The sequence below is a fragment of the Lactococcus lactis genome (assembly GCF_029023865.1).
Lineage (GTDB): Bacteria > Bacillota > Bacilli > Lactobacillales > Streptococcaceae > Lactococcus > Lactococcus lactis.
The window spans coordinates 176,438-193,938 of record NZ_CP118969.1 but is presented as its reverse complement, the minus strand read 5'-3'; the positions used below and the strand labels follow the sequence as shown (position 1 = coordinate 193,938).

Here is a 17,501-nt window from a genome sequence, read left to right as displayed (position 1 = left end):
CTTGAAAATTAATCCACTCGATACTCTCTGACAAATTTTGCTTTTGGCACAGCTTTTAAATATTTTCCATTGAAGACCAAATAATCGCCAATAGGGACTGTCATTTTGAGTAAACCACCGACATTTTTTACTGACAGCGATTTATCATTCCAAGAAAAGCCCCCGTCAGTAAATGCCTGATTGGCCCAGCTCGGTCTGTCAGTATTTTTTTCAACTTGCCAAAATTCTAAACGTTTTTTAGTTCGTAAATGTAAAGCAAACATTAGAGTTCATCAGCCTTCAAAGCTTTTACATCTTTTAATAATGGATGATTTTTATCAGCTTCAGAAACTTCAGCATTTTCAACATCTTCCCACTTAATTCCCAAAGTTGGGTCAGCATAATTCACAAAAGCGTATTTAGGTTTAAGTTCAAGTGCCCAGTAATCATTAACTAAATAGCTATAAGAAACTGTGTCAGACAAAACTTGGAATCCATTAGCCACACCACGTGGAACAAAAATTCCTTTACTTGCATCAATCACAGTTTGATAAACATGACCGAAATTTTCTCCTTCACGTAAATCAACCCATGCGCCTAAAACACTTCCGCCATCAGCGACAGAAATATACTTATCCCAAGGTTCAGCGTGGAGACCACGCAAAACATTTTTACGAGAAAAACTTACATTGTTTTGTAATTTTTCTTCGGCAAAGAAGCTTTCTGGAAAGCCAAGTGGCATCATTTTTTCTTTTTGGAAATTTTCTTTAAACCATCCACGATTATCACCATGAACTGGGATATCAAATTCTAACATTCCAGGAATTTGGCTGATTTCTCGTGCAGCCAATGTTTTTTCAAAAAAATTATCAGTCATATTTTTCTTTCTAATCACTATTTTCAAAGTTTATTCAAGAACAACGCTAACTTCATTCAGTCACTATCTTTTTTCTCTTTTGCATTGACGTGTGATTTTTGAATGTGTTCGAGCGTTAGCTTATTAGGTACATCTGGATGATGTTTTCGACAAAGAACATAAAGTCCATCAGCTGTGCGATGAAGTCCAATTCGATGACAACCTGGTGCATGACATTTTAGTCTTCGCCAAACAACAGCAAAGACACCAAAAAGTGGTAAACAGCTGAAAAAATCCGCCCCACCACGCTGACCAACCTACGTCAGTCACACCAGTAAACCACAAAAACCATTCCCAAATATTTTTTAGCATTGATTGTCCTTCTTGTACTTTGACAACTTTACTTTAATAATGACTTTTTAGTCTTTTCCAATCAAACGAAGCAAGTATTGACCATACTCATTTTTCTTAAGCGGTTGAGCCAATTTAAGAACATCGTCAGCTGTAATATAACCCATACGATAAGCAATTTCTTCCAAGTTTGCCACTTGCATATTTTGCATCCGTTGAACTGTTTCAATATATTGTGCGGCTTCAAGGAGAGATTCATGTGTTCCAGTATCTAACCAAGCAAAACCACGGCCCATTAATTCAACTGACAAATCGCCACGTTCAAGATAAGCTTTATTTACGTCAGTAATTTCAAGCTCTCCACGAGATGAAGGTTCAATGTTTTTGGCAATTTCAATAACATCATTATCGTAGAAGTATAAACCAGTTACTGCATAATTTGATTTAGGTTCTTCTGGTTTTTCTTCAATAGAAACAGCTTTCATGTTTTCATCAAATTCAACGACACCAAAACGTTCTGGGTCAGGAACATGATAACCAAAAACAGTGGCTCCTTTTTCTTTTGCAGCTGCATTTTGGAGCATTTTAGACATTCCAGGTCCGTGATAAATATTATCACCCAAAATAAGCGCAACTGAATCATCACCAATAAATTCTTCACCAATAATAAAAGCTTGAGCCAATCCATCTGGTGATGGTTGTACCGCATATTGCAGATTAATCCCAAACTCAGAACCGTCTTGAAGTAACTCTTTAAAACGTGGGGTATCTGTTGGTGTCGAGATAATCAAAATGTCTTTAATCCCAGCCAACATCAAAGTTGACAATGGGTAATAAATCATTGGTTTATCGTAAATAGGCATCAATTGTTTTGAGGCAGCACGTGTGAGTGGGTAAAGTCGTGTTCCAGACCCTCCTGCTAAAATAATCCCTTTCATCAAAGGACCTCCATAATCATAATTAATCAATATACATTATAACACAAAATTTTTATCAATACACAACCCTCTGTGGTCATTTTGAGGATAAAAGGTTGATAAATAGGCATTTCTGATACTATTTTAAAACACTAATGAAAAGATTCTACCTATATAAATTATAAATAAAAAAATCTCTAAAATTAGAGACTTCCTTTTTTATCTTCTTGGTTGAGCAACCAAAGCAGATTGAATATTAAATTGACGTTTCAAGAGCCAACGAACTCCAAAGGCTACAAGTCCAACAATGACCAAAGCAATTGCAGGAAGTTGCAAATTAACTGATGTTGGCAAAAGGCCAGAGAAGATAGTTACCGCAATCCAAAGGAGAACTGACAGAGTGGTTGCTGCAAAACCTTTCCAATTCCAAGTTCTACGACTGTTATCCGCTTTAGGACGATAAAAGTAACGATACATCATATACATTACCAAACCAGCAACTGCCGCTGACAAGATTGTTGTAATCAAGCCATAAACCGGAGCCTTAGAAGTGATAAGTGCGGTTACTCCATTTAAAAGAGAAATAAATCCTAAAAAGAGTAGGCTACTATCAAGCCACATCAAAACTGGATTTTCATTTTTTTCACTGACTGGTCTATCAGCAACTTTTGGTTGATATTGAGCAACAAATTCAGTTGGCGCTCCCAATAATTTACGAGCAATAATTCCTGATTTTTGACCTTCAATAATTTGCGGAAGAATGTCATTCAAGATTTCTTTAACTTCTTCATCTGATTTCCCAACTAAAATCAGTTGTTTCGTTACCGAATGAATGTATTCTTTATTTTTAGCAGTAAGTTCTTCGATTAAATTTTCCATAATCTCATTTTATCAGAAAGCGTGAAAAAAAACAGCCAAAAATAGTCAAAAGCTTGATTTTTTTATTTGAAAAATGTTATAATCAACAAGTATGTTGTTTTTAAGCACATAAAAATCTAATGGGAGGTAAATATCATGTCTAAAGAATGTTATTTTACTGGTCGTAAGACTGTTTCAAGTAACAACCGTTCACACGCGATGAATCAAACTAAACGTGTAGTTAAACCAAATCTTCAAAAAGTTACAATTCTTGAAAACGGTGAACTCAAAACTGTATGGGCTTCAGCTAAAGCTTTGAAGAAATTGCCAGCAGGCGTAGAACGCGTATAATTTTTGTTTTTTGCAAAACACAAAAATATCCTGTCATCTGACGGGGTTTTTTATTTACTGACAGCTCTGTCAGTAAATAAAATTGTTACCAACAAACTCTGTCAGCGCTGACAAATGGTAAATTTCAAAAAGCAGTTCAAAAGAGCTGTTTTATTTTATAAAAGTATGATAAAATGAGTAATGATATTTAAATAATATGGAGGAAAGTGCCGTTTGTCAGTCAATTTTTCTTTATTTACAAAAATTTGTAAATTATTGACGACGGTACAGCTATGAAAATGAGTGTTACTATCAACAACCAACACGGGAATGTCGATATTGCTACCGAAGTCATTGCAACGGTTGTGGGTGCGTCTACAACTGAAATTTTCGGCGTAGTCGGCATGACCAGTAAATCTGCTGTTAAAGATAATGTTCGCAGTGTTTTGCGTCAAGAAAACTATTCTAAAGGAGTTGTCGTTACAACTGCTGACAACGAAACTTCTATCGATGTTTATGTTGTCATTTCTTATGGTGTAAAAATTAGCGAAGTTGCAAAAAATATTCAAGAACGTGTTCGTTTCAATCTCGAAAATCAACTTGGCATCACAGCCAGTAGCGTAAACGTATATGTACAAAATGTGAAGGTGGTTGAAGATTAGTGTCAAATATTAATGCAAGTAAATTTCAAGAAATGATTCAAGCAGCGGCAAGCCGTTTGAACGAACAAGCCGAATATGTTAACTCGCTTAATGTTTTCCCTGTTCCCGATGGAGATACAGGAACAAACATGGGCATGACCATTACAAATGGGGCAAAAGATGTTGCTTCTAAACCAGCTGATACTGTTGGTCAAGTGGCTCAAATTCTTTCAAAAGGTCTTCTTATGGGGGCTCGTGGAAATTCTGGTGTTATTTTAAGCCAACTTTTCCGTGGTTTCGCTCAATATGTTAAAGATTACGAAGAAATTGATGGAATCCATCTTGCAGCTGCACTTCAAAATGGGGTCGAAGTAGCCTATAAGGCAGTTATGAAACCTGTTGAGGGAACAATTTTAACTGTTTCTCGTGGTGCTGCTGAGTTAGCAAAACGCAAAACTGACGAAACTGATGATGCTGTTAAAATTATGGAAGCAGCACTTGAAGGAGCTAAAAAAGCACTTGCCATGACTCCTGATATGCTCCCAGTTCTTAAAGAAGTTGGAGTTGTTGACTCTGGTGGTCAAGGTTTGGTTTATATCTATGAAGGCTTTTTAATGGCGCTTAATGGTGAATTCGTACCAGAAACACCTGTTGCCGAACTTGGCGCAATGGACCGTATGGTTAATGTTGAACACGAAAGTGTTGCCAATGCTTCAACAGCGGACATCAAATTTGGTTATTGTACAGAAATCATGGTTGAACTCGGTAAAGGTCCAACTTCTCGTGAAAGTTACGACCACGATAACTTCCAAGCTTATCTTGCAGGAATTGGGAATTCACTTCTTGTTGTTGATGATGAGGAAGTCGTTAAAGTCCACGTTCATACAGAAGATCCTGGTTTAGTTATGCAAGAAGGACTTAAATATGGACGTCTTGTAAAAGTTAAAGTTGACAATATGCGCCTGCAAAATGAAGGAGTCGCTGAAAAAGAAGCAAAATCAACAAATGTTTCAACTTCTACTTCTAAAAAAGACTGGGGCTTAATTGCTATTGCTGCTGGTGAAGGTTTAGCTGATATTTTCCGTGAAATGGGTGTTAATCATGTTGTTTCTGGTGGTCAAACAATGAATCCTTCGACAGAAGATATTTTGACTGCTATTGAAGCTGTTAACGCAGAAAAAGTAATTATCTTACCTAATAACAAGAATATCTTTATGGCTGCAAAATCTGCTGCTGAAGTTGCTGAAATTCCTGTTGAAGTGATTGAATCTGCCACTGTTCCTCAAGGATTTACAGCACTCTTGAGCTTTGACCCTACACGTTCAATTGAAGAAAATAAAGCCGCTATGACTGATGCACTTCTTGACGTTAAATCTGGTTCAGTAACAACGGCCATTCGTGATACAAATGTCGATGGTATCGAAATTCATAAAAAAGATACACTTGGAATGTTGAATAACAAAATTGTTGTTTCAACACGAAAAATGAATGATGCAATCTTTGCTGTCTTTGATCAAATGATTGATGAAGATAGTGAGATTGTGGCGATTTATATTGGTGAAGAAGGCAAAAAAGCCAATGCTGACAAAATTGCTAAAGAACTTGAGAAAAAATATCCTGAAATTGAAGTTGAAATCCACGAAGGAAAACAACCGGTTTACCCATATCTCTTCTCAGTTGAGTAAAATATAGAAATAAAAAAAATTCTGATGTTTAACATCAGAATTTTTCTTTTGCTTTATAAAAAGTTACTGACAGAAGCATTTTTCATCGATTAAAATTTCTGTCAGTAACTTTTTTATTGAGTGTATAGAATTATGAAAAGTATTTTACGTACTCTCCATAACCCTCTGCTTCTAATTGGTCAAAAGGAACGAAATGCAAAGCGGCAGAATTAATACAATAACGCAAGCCTCCCTTATCTAGGGGGCCGTCAGTAAAAACATGACCCAAATGACTGTCAGCATTACTAGAACGAACTTCTGTACGTTCCATAAATAGAGATTTATCTCGTTTTTCTTTGACAACTCCTTTATCAATCGGTTGTGTAAAGGCTGGCCAACCGCAGCCTGATTGATATTTATCTAAACTTGTAAATAGGGCTTCACCACTCACAACATCAACATACAATCCTTTTTCAAAGAAATCATCAAACTCATTAGCAAAAGGGGCCTCTGTCCCATTTTCTTGGGTAACACGATAAGCAAGTGGGCTTAATTTCTTTTTAAGTTCTTCTTTTTCCATCAGCAATTTTCCTTTCCTACATGTGACCATTGACTGTCAACCTTTTTGACACTAGTGTAAACTTGGTTGACAAAGGGCTTGACACCTTTACATTAGGTTACCAACAAGTACTTTTTGTCAAAAACAAGTCCTCATCTGATATGATTCATCCTATCAAAAATCGCTATTGATTTCCATTGAAAGTACTTAAAGATTTTAGGAATTCCATTTCTTAAATATTAAAAGTTACTGTTATTTTTCAGAAAATTATTGTATCGTACTTTAAATTTTGATATAATCATGAATGTAAAACGTACTTGACATTTTCTGTAATCATTTGATTCCGGGAGGTAAAATGAAAACTCTTAACAATACCCATATTGGGCAAATTTATTATATTCATAAAATTATTGGGAAAAACCAAGCTAAACTGCGTGATTTAGGCATGATTTCCGATAAAAAAATAACACTAATTTCTACTGACGGTGAGAATGCAATTGTTAAAATTGATGAAACTCGCCTTGCTTTAAGTTCTGAATTCTTGGAGCAAATTTTTGTAAAAGAAGAACGTTCTAGCGAGGATATCATTGGTTTAGCTCACTTGCAAGTTGGCCAAACTGGTGTCGTTCGTATGATTGACGCAACGTCTGATATCAGGCGCCGCTTGATGGACATGGGCATTACGCGAGGAACAAGTGTTCATCTGCAAAAATTAGCACCACTTGGCGACCCTCTTGAACTTAGGCTTCGAGGCTATTCTCTCTCTTTGAGAAAGACGGATGCTGAAAAAATCAAAGTCGTTCTTGAACGATAGTAAGCAAAATTGTTGACCTATTTTTATCGTTATTTTTGTAAAGAAATTGTCCTAGAACACTTAACAAAGTCTAACGAAATTTAAGAAGAAATTTTAATAATATGAAAATAATTGCACTACTCGGAAACCCCAATAGTGGAAAAACGAGTATTTTTAATCAACTAACCGGATCAAATCAGCAAGTTGGTAATTGGCCAGGGGTTACTGTTGAAAAGAAATCTGGATTTTATCGAAAAGATAAAAGTATTTGTATCCAAGATTTGCCTGGTCTTTACTCTCTTTCTCCTTATTCACTTGATGAGCAAGTTGCCAGAGATTTTTTGACAAAAACACCACCGGATGCCCTCATTAATATTGTGGATTCAACGAATTTAGAGCGTTCACTTTATTTGACTTTACAGCTGATGGAACTTGGAATCCCTATGGTTTTAGCGCTTAATATGAGCGACCTTTTGGCTGGTCAAGGAAAAAAAATCGACATTGAAAAACTTTCTTATAGCCTTGGAATTCCTGTTGTTACAACCTCGGCCATTAAAAATAAAGGTTTAGATGAGGTTGTTAAAGTAGCACTTAAAAGTCATGAAAGTCAGCCTTTAGATTATGACCATCGACTTGAAGGGGCGCTCTCGGAAATTGGTAAAGTAACTGGTTTTACCAATCGTTTTGAACAAATAAAAGTTTTCGAAGGCGACAAACTTTTATTAGCTGGAGAAACAGATAAAGCGCTAAGCCAGCAAGTTCCTACTGACAATTCTCAAGCTGGCTTATCAGCAAAACAACTGGCTGAAATTGAGGAAATTGTTTCTATCACCGAAAAATTAATGGCAGATGACCGTGAATCGATTATCGTTAATGAACGTTATGATTTAATTGGTCATATTGTTCAACTTTGCGTTACTCAGACTGAAACTGGTAAAATTAATCTGACAGATCGAATCGACCAGATTATTACCCATAAATGGTTGGGACTTCCTATTTTTGTTTTTATCATGTGGTTGGTCTATTTTATTTCTATTCAAACTGTCGGAACAGCAGCGACCGATTGGCTCAATGATGTCTTCTTTGGTCAATGGCTTCCTGATTTAATTGCCAATGGAATGAATGCTTTAGCTGTTACTCCTTGGGTTCAAGATTTAGTTTTAAATGGTGTCGTTGCCGGAATTGGGGCAATTTTAGGTTTTGTTCCACAGATTTTTGTGCTATTTTTACTTTTAGGAATTCTGGAAGATTCTGGATATATGGCTCGGGTAGCCTTTGTCATGGACCGAATTTTTAGACGCTTTGGCCTTTCTGGTAAGTCTTTTATTCCCATGCTTATTGCTTCCGGCTGTGGCGTGCCTGGAATTATGGCGACGAGAACGATTGAGCAAGAGCGTGACCGAAAAATTACAATTATGGTCACAACTTTTATGCCTTGTTCTGCCAAACTCCCTATTATCGCATTAGTTTCTGGTGCTTTTTTCCCTCATGCTTCTTGGGTTGCTCCTAGTGCTTACTTTTTAGGAATGTCCATGATTATTCTCTCCGGTATTATTTTGAAAAAAACAAGGATGTTTTCTGGTGATACTTCGGCTTTCATCATGGAACTTCCTGCCTATCATTTACCTTATGCGATGACTGTTTTAAAATATGCTTTCGACCGTGCGTTTTCTTTCGTCAAGCGGGCTGGTACGATCATTTTCGCTATGAATGTTTTGATTTGGTTCACTTCAAATTATAATTGGACCTTGGCACATGTTGATGCGAGTCAATCCATTCTTGCTGATGTTGGTAAAGTTGTTGCTGTTATCTTTGCTCCTCTTGGTTTTGGCGAGTGGCGTGCAACAGTCGCTACAATTACTGGACTAATTGCAAAAGAAACAATCGTCGGAACAATGGGTGTCCTTTTCGCTCATAATTCTTCTGACAGTCACCAACTCTGGTCTGCTGTTCAAGCCACCTATACTCCTCTTTCCGCTTATTCTCTCCTTGTTTTCAATCTGCTTTGCGCGCCATGTGTTGCTGCAATCTCAACAATTTATAAAGAAATGGGCGATGTTCGTTGGACTTTACGAGCGGTTGGTTTTCAAACTTTAGTTGCTTATAGCATGAGTTTCATTATTTATCAATTGGATAGTTTGTTTAGCTCACAAAACTTTGATGTTTTTAGTTTATTAGCATTAATTGTATTGTCGGTTGGTTTATATTTCATTTTCAGAAAAGGGAAAGGTCTTACTTATGAACTTAGCTAGTATTGTCATTTTGGCTGTCATCCTCATTATTACTGGATTTGCCATTTTTAAAACTGTTCGTAGCAAAGGGGCTTGCGAAGACTGCAATGTTAACACTTGTCCGGTCAAGGGAGCGGCGGCTCTACCCGTTTCAGCTGAATCTCATTCAACTAAAAAAACAGATGTTAAACATGATTGTTGTAATTAAAAAAATTTACTGACAGATTTATTATGGTTAAATTTACTACCATAACAAGTCTGTCAGTATTTTTTTAAGCTTATTTTGAATGTTTTAGAATACCGATAAATTTGTCAGTACTTTTTACTTAATAATCTTGATCTGCTTATCACTTACCCTTTGTTTATAATTGACAAGAAGAAAATTTATAACTATAATCAAAATATAACTGAAACATTATGCAAAATCTGTCAAAGTTTTTTCACAAAGGCTCACTGACAACTATTTTTTAACTCAAGAAAGGTCTTCTATGAAAAAATACATCAGCGTCTTTAGTGTTTTCTTGGTCTGGCTTGCCTACTTACTGGCACTCAATCCTATTCTCAAGGCTCTTGGTCTTATCAATTGGTTACGCAGCCTCGGACTTTTTGCTTCACTAACCTCTATTATTATTCAAGAAATTCCAATTATCATCATCTTACTGCTACTCAATCATTTTTTCTGGCATCAAAAATTGCTATTTAAAGGATATAACTGGAAAAAAGCATTAGGAATGCTCATTCTTCCTTTAGTCATGTTTTTGGCAGGTTTAGTTCTTGCAATAGGAAAACATGCCCCCACTTCGTATATTTTTCTAGCCATTGGAGCCACTTTATTAATTGGTTTTGCTGAAGAACTCTCTTTTAGAGGTTTGATTTTTGGTATTTTAGTTAAAAATTCTAAAGATAAGATTATTGTTCCTTTATTTATTTCAAGTATACTATTTGGACTCATGCATTTGGTCAATATTCGTAATCAACCTTTAGGAAATACTATCATTCAAGTTCTTGGAGTTATGGCTTTTGGACTTTTCGCAGCTGTGGTTTACATGAAAACAAGCAATTTGATTTTTGCGATTGTGGTACATGCCATGAATGATTTCATGGCTATCATGGCCAGTTCGGGTAGTTTATCTTCACAACAAACCAACCCTCTGACAATTCTCTACGAATGGTTTATTTTTGGAACACTCGCTTTCGCATTATTTTACACGGGTTGGACTCAAAGAGAAAAATTCATTGCCGCCATTCAAGAACGTAGTCCACAACTTACGGCCCGTAAGTTACCTACTCTTGCTCAAAGTTCAACTTTCCGTAGAATTTTTGCCCTAGTTTCAATGATTTATGGAATTTTGATTTTACCAACGATGCTCCTTTTTTCAAAAATATCTACTAGTGCTGGCAGTCGAGCAGAAATTGCAAATAAAGCATTACCTATTTATCTTTTATTTCTTCTAGGAATCGCCCTATATATCTTTTTAATTGTTTTCTTTGATTTCCACTTAGGAAATCTTTGCTGGTTATTACTTCCTTATATCGGTGGTCCAGTCTTTGCATTAATCGCTCTGGTTAATGGTGCAAGACCACTAACTGAAAAAACAAATCAATCTAAAACAATCAATAATAAAACTCCAAATTAATTCATTTGGAGTTTTTCTTTTTTAAAATTTAATTAAACTAACAAAGAATAGTAGGACTTGTACAAGTTGAAAAACCATTAAGATTTTAACTGATGAAATAAATGTTTCTTTTTTTACTTGTTTTTGCAAATATGGTCGAGCAAATTTTATCATCAATGGTGCAATTAACAGAATTAAAAGCATAATTGGAGAAAGTAATCCTAAAATTACTGCAACAACAATGGCAACAAAAGCCAAAATTAAAGCTGTAGTCCACCAAATAAGTGCTGCCTTTTTCCCAATATAATGCACGATTGTGTAGCGGTGATTGGCTTCATCTTCTTCTAAATCGCAGGTGTTATTGGCTAACATCAGATTTGCAATCAATAATGTATTAGGTAAAGCAATCAAGAAAGTTGTTGCCAGATTCGCAAATGACCAAACAAAATTCTGAGAACTATTGATATAAAGGCAAATCAGAAAAATGATATAACCCATTGTCAAACCTGATAAAAGTTCCCCAAGTGGAAGTGATGAGAGTGGTTTTGGCCCTCCAGCATAGAAAACTCCAACAGCATAGCAGAGTAGTCCCAACCAAAAGACTGCCCAACCAGTCATTAAAGCGACAATAATTCCTAAAATCAGACTACCAAAAAAGAAAAAGGCCAATAAACTTTTGATGAGTCCCATTGATAAGTTCTCGCGTCCGATAATATTTGTATTTTTTTGATAATCATCTGTATCTACTGCTTTATGATAATCATTATAGTTGTCCCAAATATCAACAAAACAGTTGAACATAAACATTGCCACAAAATAAATGGCAAGTGCTGACAAATTGACTGACTGATAATGATAAAGCGAGTAAGCAAGCCCTAGTAAAAATGGAAAAATTGAAGCAGTTTTAGCTTTCAATTCAATTAGTTCAGCAAATATTTTAAAATTCATTATTTCCTCTTTTTATTTATCAATTCGTCTATAAAAACTATTTCTTATTTTATCACATTTTAAATCAAAACTTTTAAAATCAAACTAGAGAAATACTAGCTTTAAAAGCTTTATCTCAAAAGTTACTGACAGAAAACTTTCTAATAGCTGTCAGTAAAATTTTCTATGAAAAAGCCTGTCAGTGACAGGTTTTCAATAATTTCTTTCCAATAAAATTTGTGTTGCTTCTTCTAAAATCTGCCGATTTGGCGACTCTGGTAATTTCCGAATTTCATTCAAAGCCAGTTCTGTTAATCTTCCAGCAACAAGGAGCGCTCCTGCTATCCCACCTGATTCTGTCACTAATTCTGCTAAATCTAAACATTCTTGTCTTGACAAATTTTCTGGCGCTTCTAAATAAGGAGCAATCGCTTCATCATTTACTTCACGAGCCAAGAGTAAAGGTAATGTATAAATCCCTTGACGGAAATCTGTCAAAATAGGTTTATCAGCTTCATCAAGTCCTACTGTAAAATTTAAAATGTCATCATAAACTTGAAAAGCAAGACCAATTGCTCGACCAATTTTACGGGCAGAATGTTGTAATTTTTTATCCCCGCCAGCAAAATAAACGCCTTCTAAACAGCTAAGACTCAGTAATTCAGCTGTTTTTCCGCTAATTGCTTTCATATAGCGTCTCGCTGTATTATTTTTGTCAAAAGCAGATTGCATTTGAGTCAATTCACCCTGAAGAATTTTTTTCATTGATTGAGCATTTTTAGCGACAAAACTTGTCCCATTCATGGTTTCAATCAATAATTCAAAATAAACAGTATAAACAAAATCTCCAGCATAAACAGCTACATCTTTGCCAAATTGTGACTCTATTGACGGTAAACCACGTCTTAAAGGAGAGTCGTCGATAATATCATCGTGAATCAATGTTGCTGAATGAAGCATCTCTAATGATGCAGCGATTTTAATGAGCTTCTCTTCATCTTTAGAGCCATTAGGGACAATCCCAGCGAACAGCAAAAAAAGCGCAGGACGAACCATTTTCCCGCCACGTGATGCAAATTTCTCTAGTGCTGCTTCTATCTCTTGATTATTAATTTTTAAACGCTCAATCATGAGCGCTTGGACATCCTTTAATTTATTCTGAATTTCGGGATAATCCTGCCAAAATGTGAGCAATGTTTTTTCTCTTTCCTCTCGATAATTCATTCATTTCTTTTGATAATGACTTATCAAATATCTTACTCCATTTTAGCAAAATAGACCCAATGTTGCGAACATAATGCCTTTTTTTCATAAGTAAAAAGAAGTTCAGATGAACTCCTTTTTTATCGAATTTCCATAATTTGACTTTGAGGTAAGCGGTAACTTGGTTTTCCTTTGTCTTCTGAATTTCCAAGCGGAATAATTAGTTCTGGGCGATAACGTTTTTCAACTTCTAAAAGTTCATTCACTTTTTGAGTTCGATTAAAGCCCATGATGATGTTGCTTTCATAACCGTAATTTTTAATAGCCAAAACAAGATTCATTGTAACCAAACCAATATTGATAGAAAGATAATTACTTTCATGAAGTTCTTCAAATCCTTCATACATTTGTGGATAACGACTATTGAAGCGCAGAAGTTGTTCATCATCCAACTCTCCAGCTCCTAATCTAGCAATATCACGAGAACGTTCAACTAAATCTGTATCGCTAAAGAGGACGATGACTGCACCAGCTTGTTTGATTTGTTCGTGATTGCCAGGATCAACTTCAGAAAGTAATGCTTCCCGTTTTTCTTCTGATTCTACAATGACAAAATGCCAACTTTGAATATTGTGGGCAGAAGGAGCTAAACTTGCTGCAGAAATAATTTGTTTAACATCCACTGTGGGAATTTTTTTACCGTCAAAGTTTTTTACTTTGTGTCGTGATTTATTGAGCTTTACGTAATCCATGATACTCCTCTATTCCTCTTATGAGATGTAGCTGAATAGTTTCTCTGAAATTGTTTGCATCAATTTCTAAGTCTAGTAGAGCAGACACCCGTTTTTTCTTTGTTTATATTTTAGCAAATTTTTGTCACTTTTGCATAGCATATTTATTCATTATATTTATTTTTTTATTAAATATAGGTTATTTCCGAAATATTTTACTGACAAAAGTGGAAATAAAAAAACTGCCTGGTCAGCAGTTTTTATATTAGGCTAATTTGGCCTTATTTTTCTTAATTTGTTTTGAACGTAATTGTCCACAAGCTGCATCAATATCTGTTCCATGTTCTTGACGAACGACACAGTTAATGCCATTTTTCTTCAAAACATCATAAAATTTTGCCGTATTATCTTTTGTTGAACGTTCATATTTAATATGTTCTGCAACTGGATTGTATGGAATCAAGTTAACATAAGACAATTTATTTCTAGGTTTTATCAAGTCAGCCAATTGTTGAGCAATTTCTGGGCTGTCATTTTCACCAGAAAGCATAATATATTCGTAAGTCACACGTCGATTGGTTGTTTCTGTGTAATAGTCAATCGCTTCAAAAAGTTTTTCAAGTGGTGCGTTACGAGTAATACGCATCAATGAAGTACGCAACTCATTATTTGGAGCATGAAGTGAAATTGCTAAATTGATTTGTAGATTTTCATGCGCAAATTCTTTAATTTTTGCTGGCATAAATCCACAAGTCGAAACTGTGATGTGACGGGCCCCAATTGCCAGCCCATTATCATCATTAATAACACGCAAGAAGTTCATTAGATGTTCGTAATTATCAAAAGGTTCACCAATTCCCATAACTACCACGTGTGAAACACGTTCATCTAAACCACGTTCATCAAAGTATTTTTGAACGAGCATGATTTGGCTGACAATTTCCCCAGCAGTCACATCACGTTCTTTTTTCAAAATCCCAGAAGCACAGAAAGTACAACCCATATTACAACCTACTTGAGTTGTAACACAAACAGACAAACCATAAGATTGACGCATCAAAACTGTTTCAATCATCATCTTGTCAGGAAGCATAAATAGATATTTCACTGTTCCGTCAGCAGATTCTTGAACAACAACTTGTTCTAATGGATTCAAAATAAAATGCTCATTAAGTTTATCAATAAAAGCAGCTGATAAATTGCTCATTTCTTCAAAAGATTGAACACGTTTACGGTAAAGCCAATCCCAAACCTGAGTTGCTCGGAATTTCTTTTCTCCATTTTCAATTGCCCATTCAATTAATTGGTCACGTGTCAATCCATAAATTGAAGGACGCGTTTCTGTTATTATATTCTCTGTCATTATTTTCCTTAAGTATCTCAAATTTTAATCGTGCAATTTTTCATATCCCTTGAATACACTCATAAAATCAATTTAAATTATTATCATTTATTTATGAAAAACTAAATCACTTAGAAGTCCATAAATGTTAATTCTACGATAATTTTTAGTCTTTGACAAGTTGGCTGACCGTCAAATAACTTTTACAAAATCCTCAATCCTTTTTACGATTACGAATGACAAAGCCTTGATTCTCTTGCTTTTTAGTCTCTGTTTGCTCAACTTTTTTACGAGGATTCCGTTTTTTCATTGTAAATTTTTTATCAGAATCTTTAGCTGGATTTTGTTTTTTATTGTCTGTTTTTCTCTCTTGAGATTTTTTACTGACAGAAACTTTTTTATTTTTGTCAGTAACTTTTGGTTTTCTGTCAGTAGATTTTTCACGAATTTTAAAATCTTTTCGAGCTTCTAATGAATTTTCTGAACGTTTGTCTTCTTTAGCATTAACTTTTTGCTCATCACGCACCCGATTTCGATTGCGATTTCTCTTACGACGTGGCTTATCAAATCCTTGCTTCAACTCTTTTTCGGTAAAAAGTTTCTCAGAAACAAAAGCTTCATCTTTTGTCCGAATCCGCCGTAAAACAAAATAAGCACAACCATAATTACAATATTCATTGACATAATCTTCAAGATGATCAATTTTATTGTCTGCCAACATTTTTCTACGACTGGTTGAGAAAAAACCCTTCAAACGTAATTGCTCAAAGCCCCAATCTCCCACAATATAATCATACTTATCTAAAACATCAGAAAAACGTTGTTCTAATTTTTCCGCATCAAAAGCCTCACGATAATTATGAACAATATGAAAAGTTCGTTGTCCAACTTGAACAACTTCCCCTACTGCCATAACATGTTCGCCAGGATATTTATTATAATTTAACTTACTTTCGTCTATTACTTTAGCCATTAATTTTTCTATTTCTATTTATTTTTAAAATGTTCTGCTACAATTTCTCGTAAGAAATAAGGGAATAAAATTTCTGATTTTCCCAATTTTTTCAATAAAGGGAAATACCAAGCAAACAAATATTGGTCAGGTAAAACAATTTGATAACTCTCTTCATCAGAAATTTTTTCAAGTGACTGATTTTCCGAATTTTTTATGTAAAAATCACCTTCGCGTGGTTCAATTCCATGAAATATAAGAGAACCAAATGTTTTTCCACGAAAACCCATTCCTTGAATTTTTTGGGTGGCAAGGAAATCCGAAACATCCATAATTTCAAGCAAAACTTGTCTAAGTTCTTCACCTGTAAATGTGAAACGAACTAAACGAATCGAATGGGGTAAAAATTCATGTAAATCATCTAAAGTTAAATGATTTGGTAATTCATCTGTCACCAACAAACCGGAATTCATGAGACAAAGTTTTGTATTTCCATAGTCTGCAAAGATTTTTGCCAAATAATGGCTTCCCTTGAAATCCGGTAAAACATTAGGTAAGGCTTTAGGTAAATCAGCAACGACTGTTCCCTCTAAGAGTTTATGCCCTCTCAGTTCCCAACCATTGGTTTCTACCAAATCCGATTTTCTTTGAGGAAGCGTATTGGTTGCTATAGCTTCAATTTGTGCATCAACTAATTGATTATTTTCATTAAAAGTTAAATCAATTTGCCCCACATATTCGCCGTAGCGTCCAGCAGCTGCAAGAAGGGTTTGATTAACTTGAGCACCATGTTCAAATAAATGATGTGTATGAGCTCCAATAATCAAGTCAATCTCATCATAGTCCTTCGCAATTTGCTCATCAACATTCTTACCCAAATGAGAAAGTAAAATGGTAAAATCACAATCCAGTTTTGGTAAAAGTTCATCTAAAACCACAAAAGGGTCTGACAATTCCCAGCCCGCCTGTGGATAAGCAAGAACATAAGGGGCTGTCAAACCAATTAATCCAATTCGTAAGCCAAATGAAGTCGTGACTATCAAAGGCTCAGATTGTGCAAAATTTGTCGCCAAATTTGACAAGAGAACAGGAAAATTAGCTTCATCATAGAGATGAGAAAGCATCTCATGTGTCAGTCCTAATCCCTCATTATTACCTATTGTCGCCGCCGTCAAATCTAAACGATTCATCAATTCAACATTAAATTGTCCCTCTGTTGCCTCCGTCAAAGGATGAACCCGATCCACATTGTCACCCAAGTCGAAAGACAAACTTTCAACTTCTTCATGTGATTTTTCCGCAAAAAAACGCTCAATCACAGGGAAACGTTCCAAGTGAGAGTGTAAATCATTCAAATGGAGGATACGCAGTTTATTCATAATACTATTATAGCATAGCTACTAAGGCTAAACAATATTTCGTCTTACTAGCTTTCGCCTAATTTATAAGCAAGTGAAACTTAAGATTGCTATAGTATCTTCCTCAGAGCAATAAAGCATCTACAGATGCCCTAGCAGTTTGCTTGTGACAAACTTAAGATTTATAACACAG

The 17,501-nt window shown here is 35.3% G+C and carries 18 protein-coding genes; 7 read left to right on the top strand and 11 right to left on the bottom strand.

Features of this window, described 5'->3' with window-relative positions:
- Window positions 1-8 precede the first annotated feature (8 nt).
- The 4 genes from PYW37_RS01075 to PYW37_RS01060 form a co-directional block, all read right to left on the bottom strand.
- A complete protein-coding gene (locus tag PYW37_RS01075; protein ID WP_003129781.1) occupies window positions 9-263 on the bottom strand; it encodes a hypothetical protein in 255 nt (84 codons plus the stop codon).
- Complete coding sequence (locus tag PYW37_RS01070) at window positions 263-856, bottom strand: dTDP-4-dehydrorhamnose 3,5-epimerase family protein (protein WP_010905193.1); 594 nt, start codon at window positions 854-856, stop codon at window positions 263-265. The genes PYW37_RS01075 and PYW37_RS01070 overlap by 1 nt, the downstream gene beginning before the upstream one ends.
- Window positions 857-1,254: 398 nt before the next feature.
- Complete coding sequence (gene rfbA / locus PYW37_RS01065; RefSeq protein ID WP_025016600.1) at window positions 1,255-2,124, bottom strand: glucose-1-phosphate thymidylyltransferase RfbA; 870 nt, start codon at window positions 2,122-2,124, stop codon at window positions 1,255-1,257.
- Window positions 2,125-2,322: 198 nt separating this feature from the next.
- Entirely contained in the window at window positions 2,323-2,982 is a 660-nt protein-coding gene (locus tag PYW37_RS01060; protein ID WP_012897029.1) for a DUF1129 domain-containing protein, read from the bottom strand.
- Window positions 2,983-3,117: 135 nt separating this feature from the next.
- On the opposite strand from PYW37_RS01060, the gene rpmB reads away from it, so the two are divergent.
- The 3 genes from rpmB (at window position 3,118) to PYW37_RS01045 (ending at window position 5,617) form a co-directional block, all read left to right on the top strand.
- Window positions 3,118-3,312: a 50S ribosomal protein L28 gene (gene rpmB, locus PYW37_RS01055; RefSeq protein WP_003129776.1), complete on the top strand. Its 195-nt coding sequence runs from the start codon at window positions 3,118-3,120 to the stop codon at window positions 3,310-3,312.
- A gap of 278 nt (window positions 3,313-3,590) precedes the next feature.
- The gene (locus tag PYW37_RS01050; protein WP_025016601.1) at window positions 3,591-3,953 is read left to right on the top strand and encodes an Asp23/Gls24 family envelope stress response protein; all 363 of its coding nucleotides are present in this window, start codon (window positions 3,591-3,593) and stop codon (window positions 3,951-3,953) included.
- Window positions 3,953-5,617 carry a DAK2 domain-containing protein gene (locus PYW37_RS01045; RefSeq protein ID WP_021721783.1) on the top strand — a complete coding sequence of 555 codons (1,665 nt, stop codon included), beginning with the start codon at window positions 3,953-3,955 and terminating at the stop codon, window positions 5,615-5,617. The genes PYW37_RS01050 and PYW37_RS01045 overlap by 1 nt, the downstream gene beginning before the upstream one ends.
- A 130-nt stretch (window positions 5,618-5,747) precedes the next feature.
- On the opposite strand, the gene msrB is transcribed toward PYW37_RS01045, so the two are convergent.
- Window positions 5,748-6,176 carry a peptide-methionine (R)-S-oxide reductase MsrB gene (gene msrB, locus PYW37_RS01040; RefSeq protein WP_023190049.1) on the bottom strand — a complete coding sequence of 143 codons (429 nt, stop codon included), beginning with the start codon at window positions 6,174-6,176 and terminating at the stop codon, window positions 5,748-5,750.
- Between the two features lie 334 nt (window positions 6,177-6,510).
- Here msrB and PYW37_RS01035 point away from each other — a divergent pair, with 334 nt between their 5' ends.
- The 4 genes from PYW37_RS01035 (at window position 6,511) to PYW37_RS01020 (ending at window position 10,816) form a co-directional block, all read left to right on the top strand.
- A complete protein-coding gene (locus PYW37_RS01035; protein ID WP_003129762.1) occupies window positions 6,511-6,969 on the top strand; it encodes a ferrous iron transport protein A in 459 nt (152 codons plus the stop codon).
- 101 nt (window positions 6,970-7,070) lie between these two features.
- Window positions 7,071-9,200, top strand: coding sequence for a ferrous iron transport protein B (gene feoB / locus PYW37_RS01030; RefSeq protein ID WP_023190052.1), 2,130 nt, complete (start codon window positions 7,071-7,073; stop codon window positions 9,198-9,200).
- A complete protein-coding gene (locus tag PYW37_RS01025) occupies window positions 9,187-9,387 on the top strand; it encodes a hypothetical protein (protein ID WP_003129760.1) in 201 nt (66 codons plus the stop codon). The genes feoB and PYW37_RS01025 overlap by 14 nt, the downstream gene beginning before the upstream one ends.
- 280 nt (window positions 9,388-9,667) lie before the next feature.
- A complete protein-coding gene (locus tag PYW37_RS01020) occupies window positions 9,668-10,816 on the top strand; it encodes a CPBP family intramembrane glutamic endopeptidase (protein WP_023190054.1) in 1,149 nt (382 codons plus the stop codon).
- A gap of 21 nt (window positions 10,817-10,837) precedes the next feature.
- Here the strand turns inward: PYW37_RS01020 and PYW37_RS01015 are convergent, their stop codons facing one another.
- From PYW37_RS01015 to PYW37_RS00990, 6 genes are all read right to left on the bottom strand, one after another.
- Window positions 10,838-11,743 carry a prenyltransferase gene (locus tag PYW37_RS01015; RefSeq protein ID WP_023190056.1) on the bottom strand — a complete coding sequence of 302 codons (906 nt, stop codon included), beginning with the start codon at window positions 11,741-11,743 and terminating at the stop codon, window positions 10,838-10,840.
- Window positions 11,744-11,935: 192 nt separating this feature from the next.
- Window positions 11,936-12,916 (bottom strand): polyprenyl synthetase family protein, encoded by a 981-nt coding sequence (locus tag PYW37_RS01010; protein WP_012897024.1) that lies wholly within the window; start codon window positions 12,914-12,916, stop codon window positions 11,936-11,938.
- A gap of 149 nt (window positions 12,917-13,065) precedes the next feature.
- Window positions 13,066-13,677, bottom strand: a complete 612-nt coding sequence (locus PYW37_RS01005; protein WP_003129755.1) for a nitroreductase family protein — start codon at window positions 13,675-13,677, stop codon at window positions 13,066-13,068.
- Window positions 13,678-13,921: 244 nt separating this feature from the next.
- On the bottom strand, window positions 13,922-15,019 hold the full coding sequence (rlmN, locus tag PYW37_RS01000) for a dual-specificity RNA methyltransferase RlmN (RefSeq protein ID WP_012897023.1): 1,098 nt from the start codon (window positions 15,017-15,019) through the stop codon (window positions 13,922-13,924).
- A gap of 193 nt (window positions 15,020-15,212) precedes the next feature.
- Window positions 15,213-15,971 carry a YutD family protein gene (locus PYW37_RS00995; RefSeq protein ID WP_012897022.1) on the bottom strand — a complete coding sequence of 253 codons (759 nt, stop codon included), beginning with the start codon at window positions 15,969-15,971 and terminating at the stop codon, window positions 15,213-15,215.
- A gap of 14 nt (window positions 15,972-15,985) precedes the next feature.
- Complete coding sequence (locus PYW37_RS00990; protein WP_010905177.1) at window positions 15,986-17,329, bottom strand: bifunctional metallophosphatase/5'-nucleotidase; 1,344 nt, start codon at window positions 17,327-17,329, stop codon at window positions 15,986-15,988.
- Between the last annotated feature and the right edge of the window lie 172 nt (window positions 17,330-17,501).